Raw genomic sequence first — 21,271 nt, 5'->3', positions numbered from 1 at the left:
ACGCGGGGCTATCGTCAGGCCGAAACGTCGTCGACCGCATAGCCCGCGTCCTCTATCGTGTCCACGACGGCCGCCGCGTGTTCGGCCCCTTTCGTCTCGATTCGGAACAGGAGATGGGCCTCGCCGACGTCGAGGGCGTCGACGGCGCGGACGTGGCGAACGTCGTGAATGTTCGCGTCGCGGTCGGCGATGAGTTGCGAAAGTCGCGCCATCTCGCCCGGTTCGTCCCGGATTCGAACCCGGAGACGGAGCGTCTGGCGACGGCTGGTCAGCGCGTGAACGAGCACCGTCTGGAGCATCGTCATGTCCAGATTTCCCCCGCAGAGAAGCGGCATGACGGTCTCGCCCTCGACATCGAGGTCGTCGCTCAGCACGGCGGCGACGGAGGCGGCACCGGCACCCTCCACGACCTGCTTGGCGCGTTCGAGCAAGAGGAGGATGGCCTCCGCGATTTCCCCGTCGGAGACTGTGACGACCTCGTCGACGTGTTCCTCGATGGTTCGGAGCGTCAACTCGGAGATACCGCCGGTGGCGATGCCGTCGGCGATGGTGTTCGTGTCGTCGAGCGTCACGGGAACGCCTTTGTCGAGGCTCTCGTGGACCGTCTCCGCGCCAGCGGCCTGCACGCCGACGACGCGAATGTCGGGGTCGTGGTGTTTTATCGCAGTGGCGATACCCGAGATGAGGCCGCCACCACCGATGGGGACAACCACGGTGTCCACCTCGGGGAGGTCGCGGTACATCTCGACGCCGAGCGTTCCCTGCCCGGCGACGATGTCGCAGTCGTCGTACGCGTGGACGAACTCGGCGTCCGACCCTTCGGCGAGCGACTGGGCGTACGCCATCGTCTCCTGGAAGTCCTCGCCGACGAGCTCGACCGACGCGCCGTAGTCGCGCGTCGCGTCGATTTTCGTCTGCGGGGCGTTCTCCGGCATCACGACCGTGGAGTCGGCCCCGCACTCGGTCGCAGCGAGCGCGACGCCCTGCGCGTGGTTGCCGGCGCTCGCGGCCACGAACTCGTCGATTCCGCGGTCGGTATCCTGTCGAATCTTGTTGTACGCACCCCGCGTCTTGAACGATCCCGTCCACTGGAGGTGTTCCATCTTCAGGTACACGTCCGCGCCGACGAGGTCGCCGAGCGAGGTGCTCCGCTCTATCGGCGTCCGCTTGACGACGCGCTCGTTTTCGAGTCGCTCGCGCGCGCGCTCGATATCACTGTACTGTACCGGGAGGGACTCGGCCTCACTCATCGGCGAGACACCTCGTCGGTCGGCCCCACGGTGCGCAGTGACGGCACGCGCGTGTCCCCTCGGTTCCGGGACTTTCCGTAGTCTGTGATAGTTCTTAGCACGGTATGTGAGAAACGTGACGAAGTTCGAATATAGAGCTATCGCCGGTCGGCGCTCGTCTTGGCGGAAGCTGAACAGATAATATGCCGATTTTGGCCGTTAGCGAACCCAGTTCGGATTATCTTTCGGGGATATCCAAGAGACACTCACCACGCATATCGACCCGAACACAGAACATACGTGTCCTGTCACGTTGTGGTTCTGGTGCGTCGTTCCGCCCTCGTCTCGGGGGGTCGGCGAAGCGTTATACCGCAGAGTCGAGATGCACTCACGATGCCTTACGACACCGTTCGAGAGACCGACCCGGCCGTCGCCGACGCGCTGACGGGCGAACGCCGGCGGCAGAACGACACGCTCGCCATGATCGCGAGCGAGAACCACGTCAGCGAGGCGGTCATGGAGGCCCAAAGCTCGGAGCTGACGAACAACTACGCCGAGGGCTACCCGGGAAGCCGGTACTACGGCGGCTGTGAGCACGCCGACGAGGTCGAACAACTCGCCATCGACCGCGCCAAGGAACTCTGGGGCGCCGACCACGTCAACGTCCAACCGCATTCGGGGTCGCAGGCGAACATGGGTGTGTTCCTCACCGTGCTCGAACCCGGCGACAAGATTCTCTCGCTCGATTTGACCCACGGCGGCCACCTGAGCCACGGACATCCGGTGAACGTCGCGGGGAAGACGTACGAGGTCGAACAGTACGAGGTCGACGCCGAGACCGGCTACGTCGACTACGAGCAACTCGCCGAGAAGGCCGAGGAGTTCGACCCGGACATCGTCATCTCGGGGTACTCCGCGTACCCCCGGGAGGTCGACTGGGAGCGCGTACAGGCCGCGGCCGAGGCGGTCGATGCGTACCACCTCGCCGACATCGCCCACATCACGGGCCTCGTCGCCGCGGGCGAACACTCGTCTCCCGTCGGCACCGCGGACTTCGTCACCGGTTCGACCCACAAGACGATTCGGTCGGGTCGCGGCGGCATCATCATGTGCGACGAAGAACACGCCGACGACGTCGATTCCGCGGTCTTCCCCGGCCTCCAAGGCGGGCCGATACTGCACAACGTCGCCGGCAAGGCCGTCGGCTTCGGCGAGGCGCTGACTCCCGAGTTCGAGGAGTACGCGTCGCAGGTCGTCGATAACGCCGCCGCCCTCGGCGAGCGGCTACAGGAGCGCGGCCTCGAACTCGTCTCCGGAGGCACGGACACCCACTTGGTGCTCGTGGACCTCCGGCCGTCGCACCCGGACACGACCGGCAAGGACGTGGAAGCGGCCCTCGAAGAGGTCGGTATCGTCCTCAACGCCAACACGGTCCCCGGCGAGAGTCGCTCGGCGTTCAACCCGAGCGGGATTCGTGCCGGCACGCCCGCGTTGACAACCCGCGGTTTCGACGAGGAGGCCTGCCGGACCGTCGCCGACCTCATCTATGAAGTCGTCGACGCGCCGCACGACGAGTCAGTCAAGGGGTTCGTCGACCAGAAGGTCGACGAACTGACCGACGAGTACCCGCTGTACGACTGACTGCGCAGGGGCTGTTCGCCCCGAGCCGAACGCCCTCCCGATACGGCCCCGCCGAAGGCCGACACAATTTGTAAATATTCGTACGTTTGTTGTTCTCTCGTCCGAGCCGTTCGAGGGTCATTCAGACGCCCGAAATCGAGGGAAAGAAGCGAAATCGTCCGGTCGGTCGGGGCCCGCGGCGCACGTATAAGTAGGGTCGTCGATACCGGTTGCGACGAAGCGATATGTCCGATGCAATCAATCTCGAGACGGCGAAAGTACTCATCGAAGCGGCGGAAGCGGAAGCTGAATCGATGGGACTGCGAATGGTGATTACGGTCGCGAACCCGGAGGGTAACCTCATCGCACAGCACCGAATGGACGACGCGTGGCTCGCGAGCGTCGACATCTCCCGGAACAAGGCGTACACGGCGGCCGCGCTCCAGACGCCCACGCACGAACTCGCCGAACCGACCACCCCCGGCGAATCGCTCTGGGGTCTCCAGACGACCGACGAGAACCGACTCGTCGTCTTCGGCGGCGGCTATCCGCTCGAAGTCGACGGCGAAATCGTCGGAACTGTCGGCGTCAGCGGCGGCGAGGTGTCCGAAGACATGGCGGTCGCGAGCGCCGCGGTCGAACGGTTCGAAGAACTCGTCGAATAACCGGAGTCACCGTCTGCCGCTTTTTTCGGGCCGTTCGCCCGACGGTCGAGTGCTCAGTTCCCGCCGTCTTCGAACAGCCCGCGGAGCGCCGTACGGAGGATGTCGTACCCCGCTTCGACCTCCGACAGTTCGATGTACTCGTCGTAGGCGTGGGCCTGCGCCATCGACCCCGGACCCCACGTGATTGCGTCCATCCCGGCGTCGTTGACGAGGTTCCGAACGTCGGTCGCCGCCCGGATTCCCCACGGCTCGGGGTCGATATCCGCGTGCTCGGCGGCCGCGTCCCGAAAGCGCGTCGCGATGTCGCTGTCGGTCGGAACCGCCGCGGACTCGTAGACCCGCGTTCGCGTCCACTCGACGCGCAGGTCGTGTTCGGCCGCGACGTCGGAGAGTAGCGCGTCGATTTCGGCGTCGACTTCCTCGACGGACTCCGCGGGAACGAACCGCCGGTCGACCGTTATCGTCGCGCTCTCCGGGACGACGTTCTCCTTCGTCCCCGCCTCGAACCGCGTGACCGTCGCGGTCGGGTGACCGACGAGCGAGTCGGAGCGCGCTCGAATCTCCTCGTCGTACGCTTCGAGCGCGTCGAGAACGGGACGGGCGTTCCCAATCGCGTTGTCCCCCTCGTCGGGCCGGCTCGCGTGCGACGGGTCGCCGCCGACGGAAATCTCGTACCATCCGAGCCCCTTCGCGCTCGTCGCGGTCCGCAGCGCCGTCGGTTCGAGCACGACGCCGTACTCACCGTCGTAACCGCGTTCGAGGAGCGTCTTCGTTCCCGGTTCGGCCGTCTCTTCGCCGACCGCGGCGTGGAACACGAGCGAGCCGTCGAGGGCCCCAGCATCGAGCGCGTCGGCGAACTCGACCGTCGCGAGCATCGCGAGGGCGACGCCGCACTTCATGTCCGCACTCCCGCGGCCGTACAGTCTGCCGTCTCTGACGGTCGGTTCGTACGGCGGGTGCGTCCACTTGTCACGGTCGCCCGCCGGGACCACGTCGAGATGGCCGTTGAGGACGACCGAGGGCTCGCCGTCGCCGACGCGCGCCGCGACCTGCGGTCGGTCGGGATACGGTTCCTCGACGAGCGTCGCTGAGACGCCTCGGGATTCGAGCCAGTCGTACACGAACTTCGCCGCCGCCGCCTCGTCTCCCGGCGGGTTCTCAGTCTCGATTTCGACGAGACCCGTGAGCAACGAGCGTAACTCCTCGTCCATGGTTTCGGTCGTCTATCGACAGAGACGGACGCGGGATAATGGTTCGTGCGGTAGCTTTTTTCCGACGCGGGCGCAGGCGTCGAAGGATTCGTGCGAACGTCGTGTGTCGTGTGTTACGTGTCGCGCGTCGCGTGTCGCTATTCGAGCGTGGAGATACGGCTGTCCCGGAGAAGCACCCGCTTGACGATGTCCGGGTCTTCGAGCAGGCGGTGAGTCCCGTGGACGCCCTGCCCGCGGCCGCGGCCCCGGACTTCCGACTGGATGACGTTGAGGAAGTCGAGTTCCTGCAGGAGTTCCTGCACGCGGCGCTCGGAGAGTTGGTCCATGTCGAGGTCGTCGGCGACGGTGAGATACTGTCGGTAGATCTTGTTCGTCGTAATCTCGGCGGTCTTTCGGCCGCCGGTCTGGAGGACGAGCGAGTAGAGGACGGCCTTCGACTGCGTGGCGGTCCCTTCGAGGAGTTCGCTGAAGCGGTCGGCCTCGCTCTTTTCTTTCGCCGCCCGCACGTGGTCGTCGGTGACGGTCTCGGTGCTCTCGTTGCGCGCGATGCGACCGGCGTTCCGAAGGATGTCGATGGCCTTCCGGGCGTCGCCGTGTTCCTGGGCGGCGAGCGCGCTGGCGAGGGGAATCACGTCGTCGGTGAGGACGCCGGGTTTGAACGCGTCCTTCCGGTTTTCGAGGATTTCGCGGAGCTGATTCGCGTCGTACGACGGGAAGACGAGTTCGTCGTGGGCGAAGCTCGATTTGACGCGCTCCGTGAGTTCCTCGGGGTAGTCGATTTTGTTCGAGATGCCAATGATGCCGATACGCGAGTCCACGATCTTTTGATTCTCGCCCGCGCGCGAGAGCTTTCGAAGCACCTCGTCGTCGCGGAGCATGTCTATCTCGTCGAGGATGACGATGGTCACGTCGGAACAGGTGTCGAGCACCTGCCACAGGCGGTTGTAGTAGTCGCCGGTCGACAGGCCGCGCTCGGGAATCGTCATTCCGCTTTTCGACGGGTCGTTGACCTGCGAGGCGAGCGTTTTGATGACCGACGCCTCGGTGTGCTGTTCGCCGCAGTCGATGACGGCGATTCGAACGTCGACGTCTTCGCGGACCGCCTCGTGCTGGAGTCGTTCGCTCACGAGTCGGGCGGTGAGCGTCTTACCCGACCCCGTCTTACCGAAGATGAACAGGTGGGTCGGTTCGCGTCCGAAGATGGCGGGGTTGAGCGCCTGTGCGACTTTCGACATGTGCTCGTCGCGACCGACGATCTTGTCGGGACCCGGGAGGTGAGAGATTTTGAGGATATCCTCGTTCGCGAAGATAGGCTGGTCGTAGCGAAACAGCGGGTCGCGAGTCCCACCCTCGCTCTCGTCCGATGTCATGTGAGTTCGCTATTCATACTCACCCGTAATAAAGGTGAAGGGGTGGACTCGCGTTTGTAACAGCGACAAATACGGCCGTTTGAGCGGGATTTCAGTCCCGGTTTTGGATTCGACGATCAACGAGTAGTATCGCGCAAGTAAGGCTGTCAGACACCACCCTCGCGTTTGTAACGTGCGAGACGGCCACGAGGAAGACGTGGCCGGTGGGGGTACACTCGCGTTTGTAACTCGACCTCCGAGAGACCACCCTCGCGTTTGTAATCGAGCGGGGGAGTACCGTCGCGTTTGTAACGTCGAGTGACGCGAGCGGCGGTGCAGACACACCACCCTCGCGAATGTAACGCGAATCGGTGTGGGGGTGGGTCGGCGAGCGGGGTGTTGCCGGTTGATTTTGCCCCTAGATTTACAAACGCGAGGGGGGTGTGTTGAATCGGTCTAGGGTCTGGCGTAGCCGTTACAAACGCGAGGGGGGTGTGTGTGTGCTCCCGAACACAGACGGGCGAATCATGAACAACACCTATTTCGAAGACCAGCCACGACACCTCGACACGCATCCAACGACGCGATGGCGTTTTCTTCACTGACGTATCGAACTGACACTAGTAGCTAGACTACTAGTTCTACTACTCAACACAACAACACAACAACAAGCAACGAATCAGACACTAAAGGAGACGGGACAGACGAGAAGCGGGAGCCGACAGACAACAACCCGAAAACAATCACTGTCAGCACCGGTACCGTCGACCGACCTCTAGTTCACCGCCTTCCCAGCTTTGCCAACACGTCAGTACGCCACCCGGTGTCTCAACGGCCACCGAGTACCCGTCGAATACCCACCGAGTGCTCACCCGAGCAGTCCGAGCTCGCGAACGTCCTCGTCGACCGTCTCAAGCGCCGCTTCGGCGTCGGTAGTCCGCTTCGCCCCCGTAATCACGATTTTCCCGCTTCCGAACATGAGGACGACGACGCTCGGTTCGTCGAGGCGGTAGACGAGTCCGGGGAACTGCTCGGGTTCGTACTCGACGGCTTCGAGACCGAGCCCGATGGCCAGCGCGTTCAGGTTGAGCGCCCCGCCGAGGTCGGCGCTCGAAACGATGTTCTGCACGGTGATATCCGCGTCCTCGGGAACGGGTACGCCGAGGTCGGTGAACTCGTCGAACAGTGTTTCGATGGCCGTGCTCACGTCGTCGACGCTGTCCGCGCCGGTACAGACGATTTTTCCAGACCGGAAGACGAGACACGCCGACTTCGGGTCTCGGGTTCGATAGACGAGTCCGGGGAAGTTCTCGGGGTCGTAGTCCGTCCCGTCCATATCGAGCGAGAGTCGTTCGAGGTCGAGTTCGACCGGAACCTCCGTCGAAGCGACGACGTTCTGAATCTCGATGGACCCGATGGCGTTCACGTGCGACATCTTGTGGATTCGTTGACACTCGCTCGACTTAAACTACCGGGGTCGTTCACACGCGTTAATCACCGGACAACTGGACAACTGGACGGCTAACCCACCACTGATCGGGCGGCCGGCTTACTGGACAACTTGAGACCGGCGGTCGGACAACAGTCGGGACGTGCTCCACATGAGATAACCAATGAATATTACCTCATCATAATTCTTTTCAGCGTCTTCTTCAATTACTCTCCATGGCGTTCACAGACACGATTCACGACGAGGCCGACGAGTTCTGGTCGGCCATCCTCGACCATCCGATGGTCGTCCGACTCGGGGAGGGGAGCCTCGACGAGGAGCCGTTCCGCTACTGGGTACGGCAGGACTACGTCTACCTCGTCGAGTACAGTCGCCTCTTTGCGCTCGGTGCCGCGAAGGCCCCGACGCTCGATTCCATGGGGACGTTCGCGAGCCTCCTCGAATCGACCGTCAACGAGGAGATGGATCTCCACCGGAGCTACGCCGCCGAGTTCGGCATCGACCCCGACGAACTCGAAGCCACGACGCCGTCGCCGACGACCCGCGCCTATACTGATTTCCTCGTTCGCACCGCGACGCTCGGCTCGTTCGGCGACATCGTCGCCGCCCTGCTTCCCTGTATGTGGGGGTTCAACGAGACGGGACGCCGACTCGCCGACGCGGGGACTCCGGACCACGAACAGTACGCCGCGTGGGTCGAGATGTACGCCGGCGACGAGTTCACCGAACTCACCGACTGGTGTAAGGCGCTCATGGACGACGTGGCCGCGAGCGCGACCGAGTCGGACCGCGAACGCTACCGCGACCTGTTCCGCACGTCGGCGCAGTACGAGTACCTGTTTTGGGACGCCGCCTGGCGGCGAGAGGAGTGGCCCCTATGACCGACGCCGACTCATCCAACTCGACTGGTTCGCCCGGTTCGTCAGACTCATCCGGTTCGTTAGACTCGCCCGACACAGGCCCATCGACCTCCGAGACGTACGACGAGTTCGCCGCGTCGCGGTCTGACCCGCGATTCACCGACTGGCTCCGCGAGCGCGCGGGCGATTCGTGGGACGACGCGACCGCTCATCGACTGACGCGAGAACTCGCCGCAGACGAACTCGCAGACGACGTGTTCAGGCAGTACCTCGTACAGGATTACGCCTTCGTGGAGACGCTCGTCGGCGTCTTCGGCCACGCTGTCGGCACCGCGCCGACCATGGAGTCGAAGTCGGAACTCGTCTCGTTCCTCGGCGTTCTCACCGACGACGAGGACGACTACTTCCTGCGGGCGTTCGACGCGCTCGACGTGCCCGAGTCGGTCTACTCGGAGCCGAAGACCACGCCAGCGACGCGCGCCTTTATCGACCTCCTCGAACGCGCCGCGGGGCAGGGCGGGTACGCCGAGACGCTGGCGGTCCTCGTTCCCGCCGAGTGGGTCTACCTGTCGTGGGCGACCGATGCGGCCGACGGCCATACCAACCCCGACGAATCGCCTTCGCGGTTCTACCTCTCTGAGTGGGTTGACCTCCACGAAGTCGACGACTTCGAGGCGTTCGTCGAGTGGCTGCGGGCCGAACTCGACCGCGAGGGCGCGGCCGCTTCGCCGCGCCGACAACGGCGGCTCGAACAGCTGTTCCGCCGCACGGTCGAACTGGAGGTTGCGTTCTTCGACGAGGCGTACGAACTGGCTCCGTCCGGCGATTCGACCGCGACTGCGACCTCGCCCGCGTCCTCACAGTCGGGCGACGGCGGCGCTTCCCAACCAGGTGACGGCCGATGGTGAGTTCGACCGTCGCGCTCGGGCTGACCGTCGCGACGCTCGTCGCGTTTACCGGCGTCGGCGTGTGGTTCTCCCGCGGTCGCGTCGGCTCCGTCGAGGACCTCATCAGCGCCCGCGGCTCCGCAGGGAGCCGGCGAACGACCGCGACGCTCGTCGCGTCCGTCATGGGCGTTTGGGTGCTCTTTTCGGCCCCCGAAGCGGGCGCGAGCTTCGGTATCGCGGCCGTCGTCGGCTACGCGGTCGGCGAGGCAGTCCCGATGCTCGTCTACGCCCGCCTCGGTCCGCGAATTCGGGAACTCATCCCCGAAGGCCACTCCCTGACCGAGTACGCTCACGCCCGCTACGGGACCGCGATGTACGCCTTCGTCCTCCTCGTGAGCGCACTCTACATGTTCATCTTCCTCGCCGCCGAACTGACCGGCATTGCCGGCGCGCTCGCGCTCGTCGCCGGCGTCCCGCAGTGGCAGACCGCGCTCCTCGTCGGTGGCTTCGTCCTCCTCTACACGAGCTACGGCGGCCTCCGTGCTAGCATCGCAACCGACGCGGTCCAAGCAGTCATCGTCATCCCGCTCTTGCTGCTCGCGTTCGTCGGCGCGCTCGTCGCGCTCGGTGGTCCCACCGCCGCCATCGACGGTATCACGGCGACGAACCCCGCGCTCCTCGATCTCGGCGCGGTCGCCGGCCTGCAGTTCGGTCTCGCGCTCGCGTTCGCCATCCTCGGCGCGGAACTCATCAACCAGACGTGGTGGCAACGTATCTACGCGGCCGACTCGTCGGAGACGGTCGGGCGGAGCTTCCGGACCGCGGCGCTCGCCAACGGTGCTATCGTGTTCGTCACCGCTTTCTTCGGCGTCGTCGCGGTCGGCAACGCCGCCGTCGTCACCGATCCCGCGAGCGCAGGTTACAACGCCGACGCCGCCTTCTTCGTCCTCCTCGGCGAGGCGTTCCCCGAGTGGCTCGTCCTCGCGGCGGTTCTCCTCGCGCTCCTGCTCGTGATGAGTTCCATCGACACGTTGTTCAACGCGCTTTCGAGCCTCGTGACTGCGGACCTCGCCCGCCTGCTCGCGGAGCCGAGCGACCGCCGCCTCGCGGTCGGGTCGCGGGCGCTCACAATTGCCGTCGCGGTCGCCGCGATTTACGTCAGTCTCCGTGCCCAGAGCGTCCTCCGGCTGTTCTTCTTCGCCGACCTGCTCGGCGCGGCGGTCGCCTTCCCCCTCGTCTACGGGCTGTACTCGACTCGAATCACCGGTCTCGGTGCGCTCGCGAGCAGTCTCACCGGGCTCGCCGTTGGCCTCGCGTTCTTCCCCGACCTCCGCGGCATCATCACGTCGATTCCGGTCGTCGGCGGCCTGCTTCCCGCCGCCGATCCGCTGTATCTCACCTCCTTCGGCGGGGCGTTCGTGGTGTCGACGGCGGCGGCGCTCGTCACCGCCCGGCTCACGGATGCCGGGTTCGACCTCGGTCGGCTCTCGCGGGAGATTCGGCGATTCGACGACAGCCGAACCGACGCGCCGTCGTCCGACTGAGGCGCCGTCGTCCGACTGACGCACCGTCGGCCGACTGGACGACTTCAGTACTCGCTGACCGTCGCGGTCCCCACCGAGATTCGGACGAGTTCGTTTTCGGGCCACGCGGATTCTTCGGCCCCGTACTTCCGGTTGATTCGCCGCGTGGCATCTCGAACGGCCTCATCGTCGTCGGTGACGACGGTTGCCGTCCCGAGAATCGTCACCTTCCACTGTGCCTGTCCCTTCTCGTCTTTCTGGATTGAGAGCGCGACGCGCGGATTCTCGCGAATGTTGGCGAGCTTCCGGCCCGTGGTGAGCACCTCGATTACTCCACGGTCGTCCGCGTAGTCGAACCAGACGGGAGCGACGTGAGGGCGGTCGTCGACGCTGGTCGCGAGGTGCGCCATGAGCGGTTCGCTCGTCACGAGCGACGCGGCGCGTTCGGAGAGGCCAGTCATAGTCGGATATCGGTCTCTCGGCGTAAAACGATGGCTTCGACCGGGTCTTACAAACGCGAGGGTAGTCCCCGCGACGGCGGGTACTGTCGGTTCTGATAACTCTCGTCTCACCTCCCCCGCTCCGTGAACACCCGAACTCTCTATTTTCATGTCATCTCTCTGTTCTGTTTAGTCATTCCTAACGCCAGCCGGAACGTAGTTGTCATCCGTCCGAATCGGCCGGAATAACCCTCATAACGGGTGCATAACAAAGGGGTCGGACGCGACAGTTCAGGCACCCTACTCATGAGTATCGAGGTTCGGCGGGCGACTGGAGATGACGTCCACAGTTGGGACGCGTTCGTCGAACAGTCACCGCACGGCAACGCGTTCCATCAGTACGACGCGCTGGAAATTCAGGCTGCGCACGCCGGCGCGGAGTTGGTTCCGCTCGTCGGACGAAAAGGCGAGGAAGTCGTCGGCTTGTTTCCGATGTTCCGCATCGACAAGGGACCGATAGCGACGGTGTTCTCGCCGCCGCCGGAGCTTCGCGTCGCGTACCTCGGTCCGGTCCTCTTGAACATGGACCACATGAAACAGCGAAAGCGTGAGGGTCGACACCACGAGTTCATCGACGCCTGCCTCGAATGGGTCCGCGACGAGATTCGACCGCGCTACACCCACATCCGCCTCGACGGTCGGTACGACGACCTCAGAGCTTTCTCGTGGAACGACTACGCGATAACGCCGCAGTACACCTATCACGTCGACCTCTCGCCCGGCGTCGACGACGTGTTTATGAGCTTCAGTAGCGACGCCCGGTCGAACATCCGGAACGCGCCCGACGACGCGTACTCCATCGAGGAGGGCGGTCCCGAAGCAATCGAGCAAATCGTCGAACAGGTCGCCTCGCGCTACGAATCACAGGGCATCTCGTATCGGTCGACCCCGGCGTTCGTCACGGACCTCTACACCACCCTCCCCGAGGGGCAGATACGACCCTACGTCCTTCGGACCGACGGCGAGTTCGTCGGCGGCATCCTCGTCGTCGACTACAAGGAGACGGTGTCGCGGTGGCAAGGTGGCGTGCGGACCGACGTGGAGACAGACCTCGCCGTCAACGACCTGCTCGACTGGCGTATCATGCGCGACGCGATGGACCGCGGGCGGACGACCTACGACCTCGTCGGCGCGAACAACCGCCGCATCAACCGATACAAGGCGAAGTTCAACCCCGAACTCCACCCCTTCTACAGTCTCGAACGGAACGCGGCGGGGATGAAGACGCTCGCACACCTCTACAAGACGATTCGTGAGGGCGTGTAATCCTGCCCAGATAGACCGTTAGAGCCCCGCGTAGGGATCGGGCTTCGCCTCGGTCAGGCGGTCGACCTGCTCGTCCGTGAGGTCGATAGCGGCGGCTTCGAGGTTCTCGGTCAGTTGCTCCACCGTGCGCGCGCCGACGATGGGTGCCGTGACGCCGTCGCGATGCATGAGCCACGCGAGCGCCGTCTGAGCGGGCGTCGCGTCGACTTCCTCGGCGACCGCGTCGAGTTCGTCGTGCACGTCGAAGTTCTCCGCCGTCAGATACGACTCCTCGAACCGGCTGGACTCCGCGGCGCGGGACTCGCCGGTGAGGCCGTCCTCGCGGGTGTACTTCCCGGTGAGGAAGCCCTGTCCGAGCGGGCTCCACGGGCAGACCGCGATGCCGTACGAGCGGGTCATCTCGAGGTAGTCTCCCTCGATTTCGCGGTCGACGAGGTTGTACCGCGGCTGGGCGACGGTGAACGGCTCCCAGCCCTCGGCACGGGCGATTTCGTTCGCCTTCGCGACCTTCCACGCGTTCGGGCGGAGCGTCGACGCACCGAGGTAGTGGACCTTCCCGTCTTCGACGAGGCCGTTGAGCGTCTTCATCATCTCGCGCGTGGGCGTCTCGTCGTCCCAGCGGTGGATGTAGAGCACGTCCACGTAGTCGGTGTCGAGGCGGTCGAGCAGGGCGTCGATGCGGTGCCGGATGTTCTTCCGGTTCGTCCCGCGGCTGTTCGGGTCGCCGTCGCGAATCTGCCAGTAAATTTTGGACGCGATGGTGAACCGCTCTCGGTCTCGGTCTTCGAGCCAGTCGCCGATCCAGCGCTCGCTCGCGCCGCCGCCGTAGATGTCTGCGGTGTCGATGAAGCGCCCGCCGGCCGCCTCGTAGGCGTCGAGCAGTTCGTGCGCGCGCTCCTCGTCGATTTCGACGTTGCCCTGTTCGGTCTCCTTGCCGAACCGCCACGTTCCGAACTGGAGTTCGCTCGTCTGGAGGCCCGTCTCGCCGAACGGCACGAAGCCCAGGTCGATGTCGTCGGGTGTCGTCATGCCCGCGGGGATACGCCGAATCGACGCAAAAGCGTTGGGTAGCCGGAAGGCGATTGGGGTGAGTCACCCCGCGTTCCGTCGTCAGGCGTTCGCGCGAATCAGCGATTCCAGTTCGTCGCGCACCTCGCTCGCGTCGGTGGTCCGAACCGTCGTCTGGACCGTTCGCTCGTCCAAGTCGCTAAGCTCGCTCAGTACGCCGCCGCGACGGTCGACTTCGATGTGCAGTTCGAGCGCGTCTTCACCCGGCCGGGGCACGACTTCGAGTTCGTCCAACTCGCCGGCGAACGGCCCCGACGTGGGTCGGAACTCGAACTCCTGTACGAAGCGCCGAGTCGAGGTGAAAACGCCGTGGGGGTCGGCCTCGCACTCGGCGCTGTGCAGCGAGAAACCGAGATCGTCGAGCGCGTCAAAGACGGCTTGCAGCCGCGGCGTCGGCCGGACGTTCAGGTAGTCTTTGTCTTCGGGGTCGACAGCCAACTCGATGTCGAGTTCGGTTTCGACCCACACGTCGACGTTGCCGAGCGTGACGGGCGTTCCGTGAGGGATGTCGAGCGAGACCTCTCGCGTCTCCCGTTCGTCCGGTTGGATAGTGAGGCTCTCCGCGAGAGTGTACTGTGCGATGTCGACCTCTCGGTAGCCCTCTTCGGTCCGGTAGCGGGTCTCCAGTTCGAACCGAATTTTCCCGATTTCCTGCTCCGTCGAACCGCCTTCGATGCGCACTTCTGCAACGACCGTCTCGCCGGGACGGACGGTGTCGGAGGGGAGGACGGTATCGACGGTTGCGTTGCCGATTCCGATTCGTGCGAGGACCTTCTTCATGATGCACGCCGCACGTCTCGCCCGCGGTGTAAGTGTCTCGTGGCTCGCTCACCCCCGAGCAACAGTCGGTTTTCAGAGCGACCGAATCGCTGCCACACGCGCCGACCCTCCAGATAGCGACTTGTCGGTCCGGTTAGAAATAACAAACAAATGAATATTAGGCTGGGATTGAAATTCAAAATCACATAATTACCTTTGAAACGGGGCTCTCAGCAGGTTCTGATAGTGTTTAGATATGACAGACAAATATCTATTTACACCTCGAAATTGTCTAGTAGTCGAGGTGTTCAGAAGTGACAACGAAACCACGAACTCGACGAGGCGTCCTTCGGAGCGCGGCAGGACTTGTGAGTCTCGTCGCGTTCTCCGGCGTGGGTAACGCGAGTTCGACCGCGAAAAGCCAGTTCGACGACGAAGACGGCAACGGTATTCCTGACGAGGGGGAGGTCGTTACCGGCGCGTACAAGTCGGTCTTGGCGTACGAGGGCGAGTACGGTTCGGGAGCGTATCCGCAGGAAGACTGGTACTGGGACCTCGGCGACGGTCGGGTTTACGGTACGGTCTCTAGTATCGATGAACTCGATCAGGACCGTCTCACCATCTGTGATTACAAGGTGCAGTACCGGGGAACGTACGCGAACGACCCGTTCCTAGACACCGGCTGGGTCAGAAACCAGATTAACTGTCGCGGCTACGACGACAACGGGAACTACAACTACAACATCGTCCACGAGACGGACCCGCGGTACACGGGTGACCGCCCGCCCGCGTTCGGTGGCGACTGGGAGTACCAGACGAACGTCGTCTCTGGCGTCGGTAACCAGGTCACTCGACCAACATCGCCACCGGGTCAGTAAACCATCGGCATCGCGGTGAGGCCGTCTTACTCCGTTTTTTCACGACGCCCCGCACTCGCGCACTCCAGTCCAGTACGACGTCCCTCACGTCACGTACACGTCGCCTTCGACTTCGTAGAGATACCCCTTGTTCAGGAGTTCGTCGACGGCTTCGGGGTCTTCGCCCGCCGAGCGAACCCGGCGGCGCGCATCGGTCACGGGCATGCCCGCGTCGCGGTCGGCGACGAGGGGCCGAAGGTGCTCGAACGCTCGCGTCGCCCGAGGAGAAAGCGGTGTGTGTCCGCCCTGGTTCGATGTCATCGAGTCCTCTATTCGCGACCACGGAACGCTCCGTAAAGAAGGTGGGTGCCGATTCGGTCTCTCGCGCGGTGGTGGGGTTCCGACGCGCAACCTCAATGTGTGGTCCGCCAGCGTCCTCCAAGTTCCTCACGTTCGCGATCAGTGTATTCTCCACTCCGAAAGACGGTCACACGGCCGTTCTCTTCGCTCAGCGTTACACTGGCAAGCACCTCTTCCCGGAGGGACACTTCTAACGCACTGAGATGTTTGGTTCCCATCCAATCGGCATAAGCGAGGGGTGGCTCTTCGACCACTTCAGTAGCATTTGGAGTCCGAACGCGAACCATTTGTTCTTGGATCGTCCTATCCGCGGCAATAACGACTGCCCCATCGCAGCTGAATGCCACGTTGCGGGCTGCGTCGATGAACTCATTGGATGTGATGCCGACTGACCGGCACTGTTTGACGGGCCACGTGTTGTCTCCCAGTGGATCGATGTATCTTCCGAAATCGATGTCAGCGACGATAATAAAGTAGAGACTCGGTCCGGTCACGTATGGCTCGTCTCACCGGCTGAAAGAGAGACTCAAACTCTCTGCGACATATCTGAGGATGTCGATAGTCTCTGGGATTGTGGCGTACTCCACTTGACTGTCGTTGGCTTCTACGATCGCTCTCTCACCGATATACTCGATGTACGGGGAGACTCCGTTTGAATGCTCTGCCCGCGATAGAGACGCCTAAGGTACATCACCGCTACTGACGTACCTACCCTCCGTAGACGCTGTACAAACACTCATTCGCCTTGCACAGCTTCTAGAAGCATGGCCGAGTTTCCAGATGAACGACAGCACCACTCGCGCGGCAGTACGTTCATCTCTACTCACCACGAAGTGTTTCCTCATGCCGGTCAACGTTCTCGTCGCCTTCGATGGCTCTCCGCTTTCAGAGCGCGCGCTCGCATATGCTACTGAGACCTTTCCGGACGCGTCCATCACATCGATGTACGTGATTAATCCGCTCGACTCGGTTATCGACGTGGAGGCTGGCGGCTTACCAGTCGCCGAAGACTGGCACGAGAATGCGAAAGAAGTCGCGACCGGAATCCACACCACGGTCACGGACCTCGCGGCGGAACGGAATACTGAACTCGTCACCGTCACGGAAGTCGACAAACCGGCACGAGCAATCTTGGAATACGCTGACGACCACGACATCGGTCAGATTGTCATGGGAAGCCACGGCCCCTCGGGAATCGACCGTACACTCCTCGGGAGCGTTGCCGAGACAGTCACCCGCCGAGCGCGGATTCCGGTGACGATCGTCAGTTGAACCATTCGGACCAGACGGACGCGAGGGCGGTCGATAGTGGGTGCCCATTTCGTCTGCACTCAGACAGGGACACGATGACAGACCGACAATACAGAATCAGAATGCAGTATATGGAGAGACCGCGTGACCGTTACTGAACCGTCCCCGCTCTCGACGTGTGCCGTCCAGATCGAACGACGAGGCGGTCGCGGCGAAGCGGGAGCACGAGCCCTCGCACGACACCTCCGAGACACGCCGGGCGTCCACGACGTCGACGTCTCGTTCCGAACGGGGAGCGTTCGAATCACCTACGACGAGAGCGTCACCTCGGAGGAACAGCTTCGAGAAGCGGTTCGCGACCGCGACGTCTCGATTCGGGACGACCCCGACACGGCACCCGACGAGGCGACCACCCGATCGGACCTCAGGCGGGAGGCCATGTTCGTCGGGCTGACGCTGGTCGGCATGGTGACCGGCCTGGCGACGGGATGGCTCGGCGGACCGTCACTCCTCATGTGGACCGGCTACGGCGTCGCGTACGCCTTCGGTGGCTGGTACGGACTCAAGGGGGCGATAGAGACGATTCGTCACGGCGCTGTCGACATCGACCTGTTGATGATCGTCGCCGCGCTCGGGGCGCTCTCTATCGGCTCACCGTTCGAGGGCGCGATGCTCCTCTTCCTGTTTTCGCTGTCGAACACGCTCCAGCACTACGCGATCGGCCGCTCGCGACGGGCGATCAAGTCCCTCGTCGAGATGCGGCCGGACGAGGCGCAGGTCCTCCGCGATGGTGAGGAGGTTACGGTTCCCATCGAGGAGGTCGCCATCGGCGACGTGTTCGTCGTCCGTCCCGGCGACAGAATCCCGCTCGACGGCATCGTCACGTCCGGCGAGGGAACGGTGGACCAAGCCTCGCTCACCGGCGAATCAGTTCCCGTACCCAAGGTACCCGGTGACGAGGTGTTCGGCGGCACGATAAACGAGAGTGGAAGCCTCGAAATCGAAGTCACGCGGCAGGCACACGAATCGGCGATCAGCCGCCTCATCCACATGGTCGAACGCGCCCAAAGCGAGAAGGCCCCGACACAGCGGCTCATCGACCGCCTCGAACAACCGTACGTCCTCGGCGTGTTCGGGCTCACGATTGCCGCTATCGCCGTTCCGGTCGCGCTCGGGAGTGAGTTTACCGGGACGTTCTACCGCGCGATGACGCTCATGGTCGCCGCCTCGCCGTGTGCGGTCATCATCTCGACGCCCGCGGCAGTCCTCTCAGCTATCGCCTCCGGAGGCAGACAGGGCGTCCTGTTCAAGGGCGGCGAGCACGTCGAGACCGCCGCGCGCATCGATGCGGTCGCCTTCGACAAAACCGGGACGCTCACGCAGGGCGACACGCAGTTGACCGACGTGTTCGTCCGTGACGGCACGGCAGAGGAGACGCTAACCGAGGACGAACTCCTCTCTGTCGTGGCCGCGGTGCAGGCCCGCTCGGAGCACCACCTCGCCCGTGCGACGGTGCGGGCGGCAGATGCTCGGTCACTCGACGTCCCCGACGCGGAGCGGTTCCAGTCGGTCGCCGGGAAGGGGGTCAAAGCGGACGTCGACGGCACGACGACGCACATCGGGAACCGCAGTTATTTCGAGACCGCCCTCGGCGACGCGGCGATCGATGGTCTCGACCCGGGCCTCGACCGTCTCCAGACGTTAGAGGCGGAGGGGAAAACGAGCGTCCTCGTCGCCCGAGAGCGCCACGGCGACGTCAGCGTGTCGGGGTGGCTCGCCTTCACCGACACCGTTCGCCCCGGCGCGGCCGAGATGATCGACGATCTCCGCTCGCTCGGCGTGGAGCACATCGTCATGCTGACGGGCGACAACGAGCGCGTCGCACAGCGCATCGCCGACGAAGTCGGCATTGACGAGGTACAGGCCGAACTGCTCCCGGAGGAGAAAGTGGCGACCATCGAGGACTTGGTCGGGCGATTCGAGAACGTGGCGATGGTCGGCGACGGCGTCAACGACGCGCCGGCGCTCGCCACGGCGACCCTCGGCATCGCGATGGGCGGCGCGGGAACCGACGTCGCACTCGACACCGCCGACGTGGTGCTGATGGGCGACGACCTCAGCAAGATTCCCTACGTACTCGGTCTCGGACGCAGGACTCGCCGGACGCTCACAATCAACCTCGCAATCGCCTTCGGCGCGATTGCACTCATGGTCGGTGCGATCCTCCTCCGAGGCATCCCGCTCCCGCTCGCAGTCGTCGGCCACGAGGGCTCGACGGTCATCGTCTCACTGAACGGCCTTCGGCTGCTCGGCTTTCGTGGGTGAGCACGTCACGGGCGACGGCAGTGAACTCCCTCAGGTCGCTCGGACGACCGCCGGTCTGTCGCGATGATGAGAGGCCGACGGACTTTCCAACCCGCCTGTTCATCTCCACGCAGGCCGTACGTTCCAGTATAAAGACAATTCACCGATTCCTCGCGGCTGCGGGCTTCGTCGTGCTGTCCGGTATCGTGAGCTTGCTTGCCGCTCCATCGCTCCCCGCTGCGCTCGTCACGAACTGGGGGGCGGGTGGCGAGCCCAACGGGACGATGCCGAAGCTGCTTGCCCTCTGGCTCATTCCCGCTCTGACCGCGGGGCTCCTTGTCACGTTCGCCGCCATCCCGCGAATCGACCCGCTCCGAGAGAACAGGTCACGTCGTAAATCACAATATCCCAACTGCGGTGGGGAATCCTCGTCGCCAGACTCCGTCTGGCGGGCAACCAGAACGCTCCGCGTTCTGGTGACGCCCTTCAGCGCGGGGAGGATGTCAAGTTACCGTCTCCTGACGACTCTTGCGCTCCTGTCCGCTTACTCCCACGGGTTCGTCCCCAGCGCGTGGACCAACAGAATCGCTCCGACGGCGATGCCCACGAGGACGAGCGCGACCGGGAACGCGGCGTCGAGGCCGGCCGAGAGGTACGACACCCAGATTTGTACCGGGAGCGTCCGCGGGTAGTACGCCAGCATGAGCGTCGCGCCGAACTCGCCCATCGCCCGCGCGAACGTCAGGGTCACGCCGGCGAGGATGCCCTGTTTCGCCAGCGGGAGCGTCACGCGCCGGACGCTCCCGACGCGGTCCTCACCGAGCGAGCGGGCCGCCGCTTCGAGTTGCCTGTCCACGCCGTCGAAGGCCGTCTTCGCGGTCACGACCAGAAACGGCGAGGCGACGTAGGTCTGCGCGAGGACGACGCCGACCAGCGAGCGCGTGAGCGGAACACTCGTCAGTTGGCCGAGGCCCGCGGGGCCGACCAGCTTGAGCAGTAACATCCCGCTGACGACCGGCGGGAGCACGAGCGGGAGCATGACCATCGCCAGGATCACGTCGCGGCCGCGGAACGACGTGCGCGAGAGCCAGTAAGCCAAGGGGACGCCGAAGGCGACGGCGACCAGCGTGCTCAGCGTCGCCGCGACGACGGAGTTGGTGGCGGCGGTCAGGACGACCTCGCTCGTCACGTCGCCGACCAGCGACGCCGGCGACTGCGCGAAGACGAGCGCGCCGATAGGAAGCAGGTAGTAGACGAGGAGCATCCCGGCGAGAAGCAGCGTCAGACCTCGCCACGTCTCGGGTAGGAGTCGCGTGACGCCGCTCTCGCGGCGGTTAGGCTCTCGGTGGGACATCTCCGAAGTAGTGTGGGTGGCTCTCGCGCACGGTGAACCCGGAGGGTTCGAGGAACTCGCCGGCGGTCCCGACAAGCGCCTCGAACACCGATTTCGCCGCCGTCGTGTCGGTTCGTCGCGTCGCAGCATACCGGATGGGGCCGCCGCGGACGGTGACGCCCTCCGGGAGCGTGTAGGAGACCGACGCGTACGCCGACGCGTGTTCGGGGTCGCTCAGGTTAATTTCCGCCGGGAGTTCGAGGTACGGGTAGTCACGCTCGACGGCCATGCTCCGGTAGACGAACGCTGCATCGACGCCGCCGGCGTCGAACTGCGCGAGCAGTTGCGTCTCGGGATATATCTGGTCGCGGCGGAGCAGGTCGTTGGCGAGCGCCGGTCGGTCGTAGTAGTCGGCGGCGAGCACGAGCGCGAACCGCGTCCGGTAGCCCAGCGGGTCGAGGTCGGGGTCGGTTCGGCCGAGACTGACGTCGTCGTCGAGGAGGGCGTCGGGCCACGACGCGGCGTCGGCGACTCGCTCGCCGCCGTCGGTCTGGGGGTTGTACGCGACGACGAGCGCGTTGTTGGCGAACGTCGCGTACCACGGGACCGAAAGCGGCGCGTCGAACAGCGTCGGGTCCGCGAGGGCGACGATGTCGGGGTCGCGTTGGTCGTCGGCGACCATCCGAGCCACGCGCGCGGAGCCGTGTGCCTCGACCTCGACGCGGGTTCCCTCCGGCGCTTCGAACTCGGCGGTGAGCGCCCGCTGGAGGCTCCCGGCG

At 64.3% G+C, this 21,271-nt stretch carries 19 protein-coding genes and 1 pseudogene; 10 read left to right on the top strand and 10 right to left on the bottom strand.

Annotated features, from left to right (window positions below; all coding sequences use genetic code 11):
- Positions 1–14: 14 nt before the first annotated feature.
- Positions 15–1,250 carry a threonine ammonia-lyase gene (ilvA, locus tag NKF06_RS09605; RefSeq protein WP_253245252.1) on the bottom strand — a complete coding sequence of 412 codons (1,236 nt, stop codon included), beginning with the start codon at positions 1,248–1,250 and terminating at the stop codon, positions 15–17.
- Between the two features lie 372 nt (positions 1,251–1,622).
- On the opposite strand from ilvA, the gene glyA reads away from it, so the two are divergent.
- A complete protein-coding gene (gene glyA / locus NKF06_RS09600; protein WP_058828597.1) occupies positions 1,623–2,870 on the top strand; it encodes a serine hydroxymethyltransferase in 1,248 nt (415 codons plus the stop codon).
- A 224-nt stretch (positions 2,871–3,094) separates the two neighbouring features.
- Positions 3,095–3,514: a heme-binding protein gene (locus NKF06_RS09595; RefSeq protein ID WP_007274164.1), complete on the top strand. Its 420-nt coding sequence runs from the start codon at positions 3,095–3,097 to the stop codon at positions 3,512–3,514.
- 53 nt (positions 3,515–3,567) lie between these two features.
- On the opposite strand, the gene NKF06_RS09590 is transcribed toward NKF06_RS09595, so the two are convergent.
- From NKF06_RS09590 to NKF06_RS09580, 3 genes are all read right to left on the bottom strand, one after another.
- Positions 3,568–4,725: an ArgE/DapE family deacylase gene (locus NKF06_RS09590; RefSeq protein WP_253245251.1), complete on the bottom strand. Its 1,158-nt coding sequence runs from the start codon at positions 4,723–4,725 to the stop codon at positions 3,568–3,570.
- A gap of 137 nt (positions 4,726–4,862) precedes the next feature.
- Complete coding sequence (locus NKF06_RS09585; RefSeq protein WP_253245250.1) at positions 4,863–6,095, bottom strand: orc1/cdc6 family replication initiation protein; 1,233 nt, start codon at positions 6,093–6,095, stop codon at positions 4,863–4,865.
- An 847-nt stretch (positions 6,096–6,942) separates the two neighbouring features.
- On the bottom strand, positions 6,943–7,509 hold the full coding sequence (locus NKF06_RS09580) for a TATA-box-binding protein (RefSeq protein WP_058828599.1): 567 nt from the start codon (positions 7,507–7,509) through the stop codon (positions 6,943–6,945).
- 230 nt (positions 7,510–7,739) lie between these two features.
- Between NKF06_RS09580 and tenA the strand changes: the two genes are divergently transcribed.
- From tenA to NKF06_RS09565, 3 genes are read left to right on the top strand one after another with little or no spacing between them, the layout of a single operon-like run.
- Positions 7,740–8,405 carry a thiaminase II gene (gene tenA / locus NKF06_RS09575; protein WP_058828600.1) on the top strand — a complete coding sequence of 222 codons (666 nt, stop codon included), beginning with the start codon at positions 7,740–7,742 and terminating at the stop codon, positions 8,403–8,405.
- Positions 8,402–9,292 carry a TenA family protein gene (locus tag NKF06_RS09570; protein WP_253245249.1) on the top strand — a complete coding sequence of 297 codons (891 nt, stop codon included), beginning with the start codon at positions 8,402–8,404 and terminating at the stop codon, positions 9,290–9,292. Before tenA ends, NKF06_RS09570 begins: the two co-directional genes overlap by 4 nt.
- Positions 9,286–10,815 (top strand): sodium:proline symporter, encoded by a 1,530-nt coding sequence (locus NKF06_RS09565; RefSeq protein WP_253245248.1) that lies wholly within the window; start codon positions 9,286–9,288, stop codon positions 10,813–10,815. Before NKF06_RS09570 ends, NKF06_RS09565 begins: the two co-directional genes overlap by 7 nt.
- Positions 10,816–10,859: 44 nt before the next feature.
- On the opposite strand, the gene NKF06_RS09560 is transcribed toward NKF06_RS09565, so the two are convergent.
- Positions 10,860–11,255, bottom strand: coding sequence for a pyridoxamine 5'-phosphate oxidase family protein (locus NKF06_RS09560; RefSeq protein ID WP_253245247.1), 396 nt, complete (start codon positions 11,253–11,255; stop codon positions 10,860–10,862).
- A gap of 285 nt (positions 11,256–11,540) precedes the next feature.
- Between NKF06_RS09560 and NKF06_RS09555 the strand changes: the two genes are divergently transcribed.
- Positions 11,541–12,560: a GNAT family N-acetyltransferase gene (locus NKF06_RS09555; protein ID WP_253245246.1), complete on the top strand. Its 1,020-nt coding sequence runs from the start codon at positions 11,541–11,543 to the stop codon at positions 12,558–12,560.
- Positions 12,561–12,578: 18 nt separating this feature from the next.
- Here the strand turns inward: NKF06_RS09555 and NKF06_RS09550 are convergent, their stop codons facing one another.
- Together NKF06_RS09550 and NKF06_RS09545 are read right to left on the bottom strand one after the other, a co-directional pair.
- Positions 12,579–13,589, bottom strand: a complete 1,011-nt coding sequence (locus NKF06_RS09550) for an aldo/keto reductase (RefSeq protein ID WP_042665723.1) — start codon at positions 13,587–13,589, stop codon at positions 12,579–12,581.
- A gap of 81 nt (positions 13,590–13,670) precedes the next feature.
- On the bottom strand, positions 13,671–14,408 hold the full coding sequence (locus NKF06_RS09545; protein WP_253245245.1) for a sporulation protein: 738 nt from the start codon (positions 14,406–14,408) through the stop codon (positions 13,671–13,673).
- Positions 14,409–14,755: 347 nt separating this feature from the next.
- Here NKF06_RS09545 and NKF06_RS09540 point away from each other — a divergent pair, with 347 nt between their 5' ends.
- The gene (locus tag NKF06_RS09540; protein ID WP_253245244.1) at positions 14,756–15,265 is read left to right on the top strand and encodes a hypothetical protein; all 510 of its coding nucleotides are present in this window, start codon (positions 14,756–14,758) and stop codon (positions 15,263–15,265) included.
- A gap of 84 nt (positions 15,266–15,349) precedes the next feature.
- Here NKF06_RS09540 and NKF06_RS09535 read toward each other — a convergent pair whose 3' ends face one another.
- On the bottom strand, positions 15,350–15,565 hold the full coding sequence (locus NKF06_RS09535; protein WP_058828606.1) for a hypothetical protein: 216 nt from the start codon (positions 15,563–15,565) through the stop codon (positions 15,350–15,352).
- Positions 15,566–16,447: 882 nt separating this feature from the next.
- Between NKF06_RS09535 and NKF06_RS09525 the strand changes: the two genes are divergently transcribed.
- From NKF06_RS09525 to NKF06_RS21160, 3 genes and pseudogenes are all read left to right on the top strand, one after another.
- Positions 16,448–16,876: a universal stress protein gene (locus NKF06_RS09525; RefSeq protein ID WP_253245243.1), complete on the top strand. Its 429-nt coding sequence runs from the start codon at positions 16,448–16,450 to the stop codon at positions 16,874–16,876.
- Between the two features lie 123 nt (positions 16,877–16,999).
- A complete protein-coding gene (locus NKF06_RS09520) occupies positions 17,000–19,180 on the top strand; it encodes a heavy metal translocating P-type ATPase (RefSeq protein WP_253245242.1) in 2,181 nt (726 codons plus the stop codon).
- Positions 19,177–19,473, top strand: a pseudogene (locus NKF06_RS21160) (DUF1648 domain-containing protein); the annotation flags it as partial. The gene NKF06_RS09520 and the pseudogene NKF06_RS21160, both read left to right, overlap by 4 nt.
- A gap of 230 nt (positions 19,474–19,703) precedes the next feature.
- Here the strand turns inward: NKF06_RS21160 and NKF06_RS09510 are convergent.
- Together NKF06_RS09510 and NKF06_RS09505 are read right to left on the bottom strand one after the other, a co-directional pair.
- A complete protein-coding gene (locus NKF06_RS09510) occupies positions 19,704–20,513 on the bottom strand; it encodes an ABC transporter permease (RefSeq protein WP_253245241.1) in 810 nt (269 codons plus the stop codon).
- The coding region (locus NKF06_RS09505) for an extracellular solute-binding protein (protein ID WP_253245240.1) at positions 20,494–21,271 on the bottom strand (778 nt) is incomplete at its 5' end. The genes NKF06_RS09510 and NKF06_RS09505, both read right to left, overlap by 20 nt.

The organism is Haloferax sp. AB510, from assembly GCF_024136985.1.
Lineage (GTDB): Archaea > Halobacteriota > Halobacteria > Halobacteriales > Haloferacaceae > Haloferax.
The sequence above is the reverse complement of the archived record's forward strand: the minus strand, read 5'-3'. Positions and strand labels throughout refer to the sequence as shown.

Bases quoted from the DNA above. Each gene is read 5' to 3' on its own strand.
- ilvA (WP_253245252.1), bottom strand. From the start codon at position 1,250: ATGAGTGAGGCCGAGTCCCTCCCGGTACAGTACAGTGATATCGAGCGC.
- glyA (WP_058828597.1), top strand. From the start codon at position 1,623: ATGCCTTACGACACCGTTCGAGAGACCGACCCGGCCGTCGCCGACGCG.
- NKF06_RS09595 (WP_007274164.1), top strand. From the start codon at position 3,095: ATGTCCGATGCAATCAATCTCGAGACGGCGAAAGTACTCATCGAAGCG.
- NKF06_RS09590 (WP_253245251.1), bottom strand. From the start codon at position 4,725: ATGGACGAGGAGTTACGCTCGTTGCTCACGGGTCTCGTCGAAATCGAG.
- NKF06_RS09585 (WP_253245250.1), bottom strand. From the start codon at position 6,095: ATGACATCGGACGAGAGCGAGGGTGGGACTCGCGACCCGCTGTTTCGC.
- NKF06_RS09580 (WP_058828599.1), bottom strand. From the start codon at position 7,509: ATGTCGCACGTGAACGCCATCGGGTCCATCGAGATTCAGAACGTCGTC.
- tenA (WP_058828600.1), top strand. From the start codon at position 7,740: ATGGCGTTCACAGACACGATTCACGACGAGGCCGACGAGTTCTGGTCG.
- NKF06_RS09570 (WP_253245249.1), top strand. From the start codon at position 8,402: ATGACCGACGCCGACTCATCCAACTCGACTGGTTCGCCCGGTTCGTCA.
- NKF06_RS09565 (WP_253245248.1), top strand. From the start codon at position 9,286: ATGGTGAGTTCGACCGTCGCGCTCGGGCTGACCGTCGCGACGCTCGTC.
- NKF06_RS09560 (WP_253245247.1), bottom strand. From the start codon at position 11,255: ATGACTGGCCTCTCCGAACGCGCCGCGTCGCTCGTGACGAGCGAACCG.
- NKF06_RS09555 (WP_253245246.1), top strand. From the start codon at position 11,541: ATGAGTATCGAGGTTCGGCGGGCGACTGGAGATGACGTCCACAGTTGG.
- NKF06_RS09550 (WP_042665723.1), bottom strand. From the start codon at position 13,589: ATGACGACACCCGACGACATCGACCTGGGCTTCGTGCCGTTCGGCGAG.
- NKF06_RS09545 (WP_253245245.1), bottom strand. From the start codon at position 14,408: ATGAAGAAGGTCCTCGCACGAATCGGAATCGGCAACGCAACCGTCGAT.
- NKF06_RS09535 (WP_058828606.1), bottom strand. From the start codon at position 15,565: ATGACATCGAACCAGGGCGGACACACACCGCTTTCTCCTCGGGCGACG.
- NKF06_RS09525 (WP_253245243.1), top strand. From the start codon at position 16,448: ATGCCGGTCAACGTTCTCGTCGCCTTCGATGGCTCTCCGCTTTCAGAG.
- NKF06_RS09510 (WP_253245241.1), bottom strand. From the start codon at position 20,513: ATGTCCCACCGAGAGCCTAACCGCCGCGAGAGCGGCGTCACGCGACTC.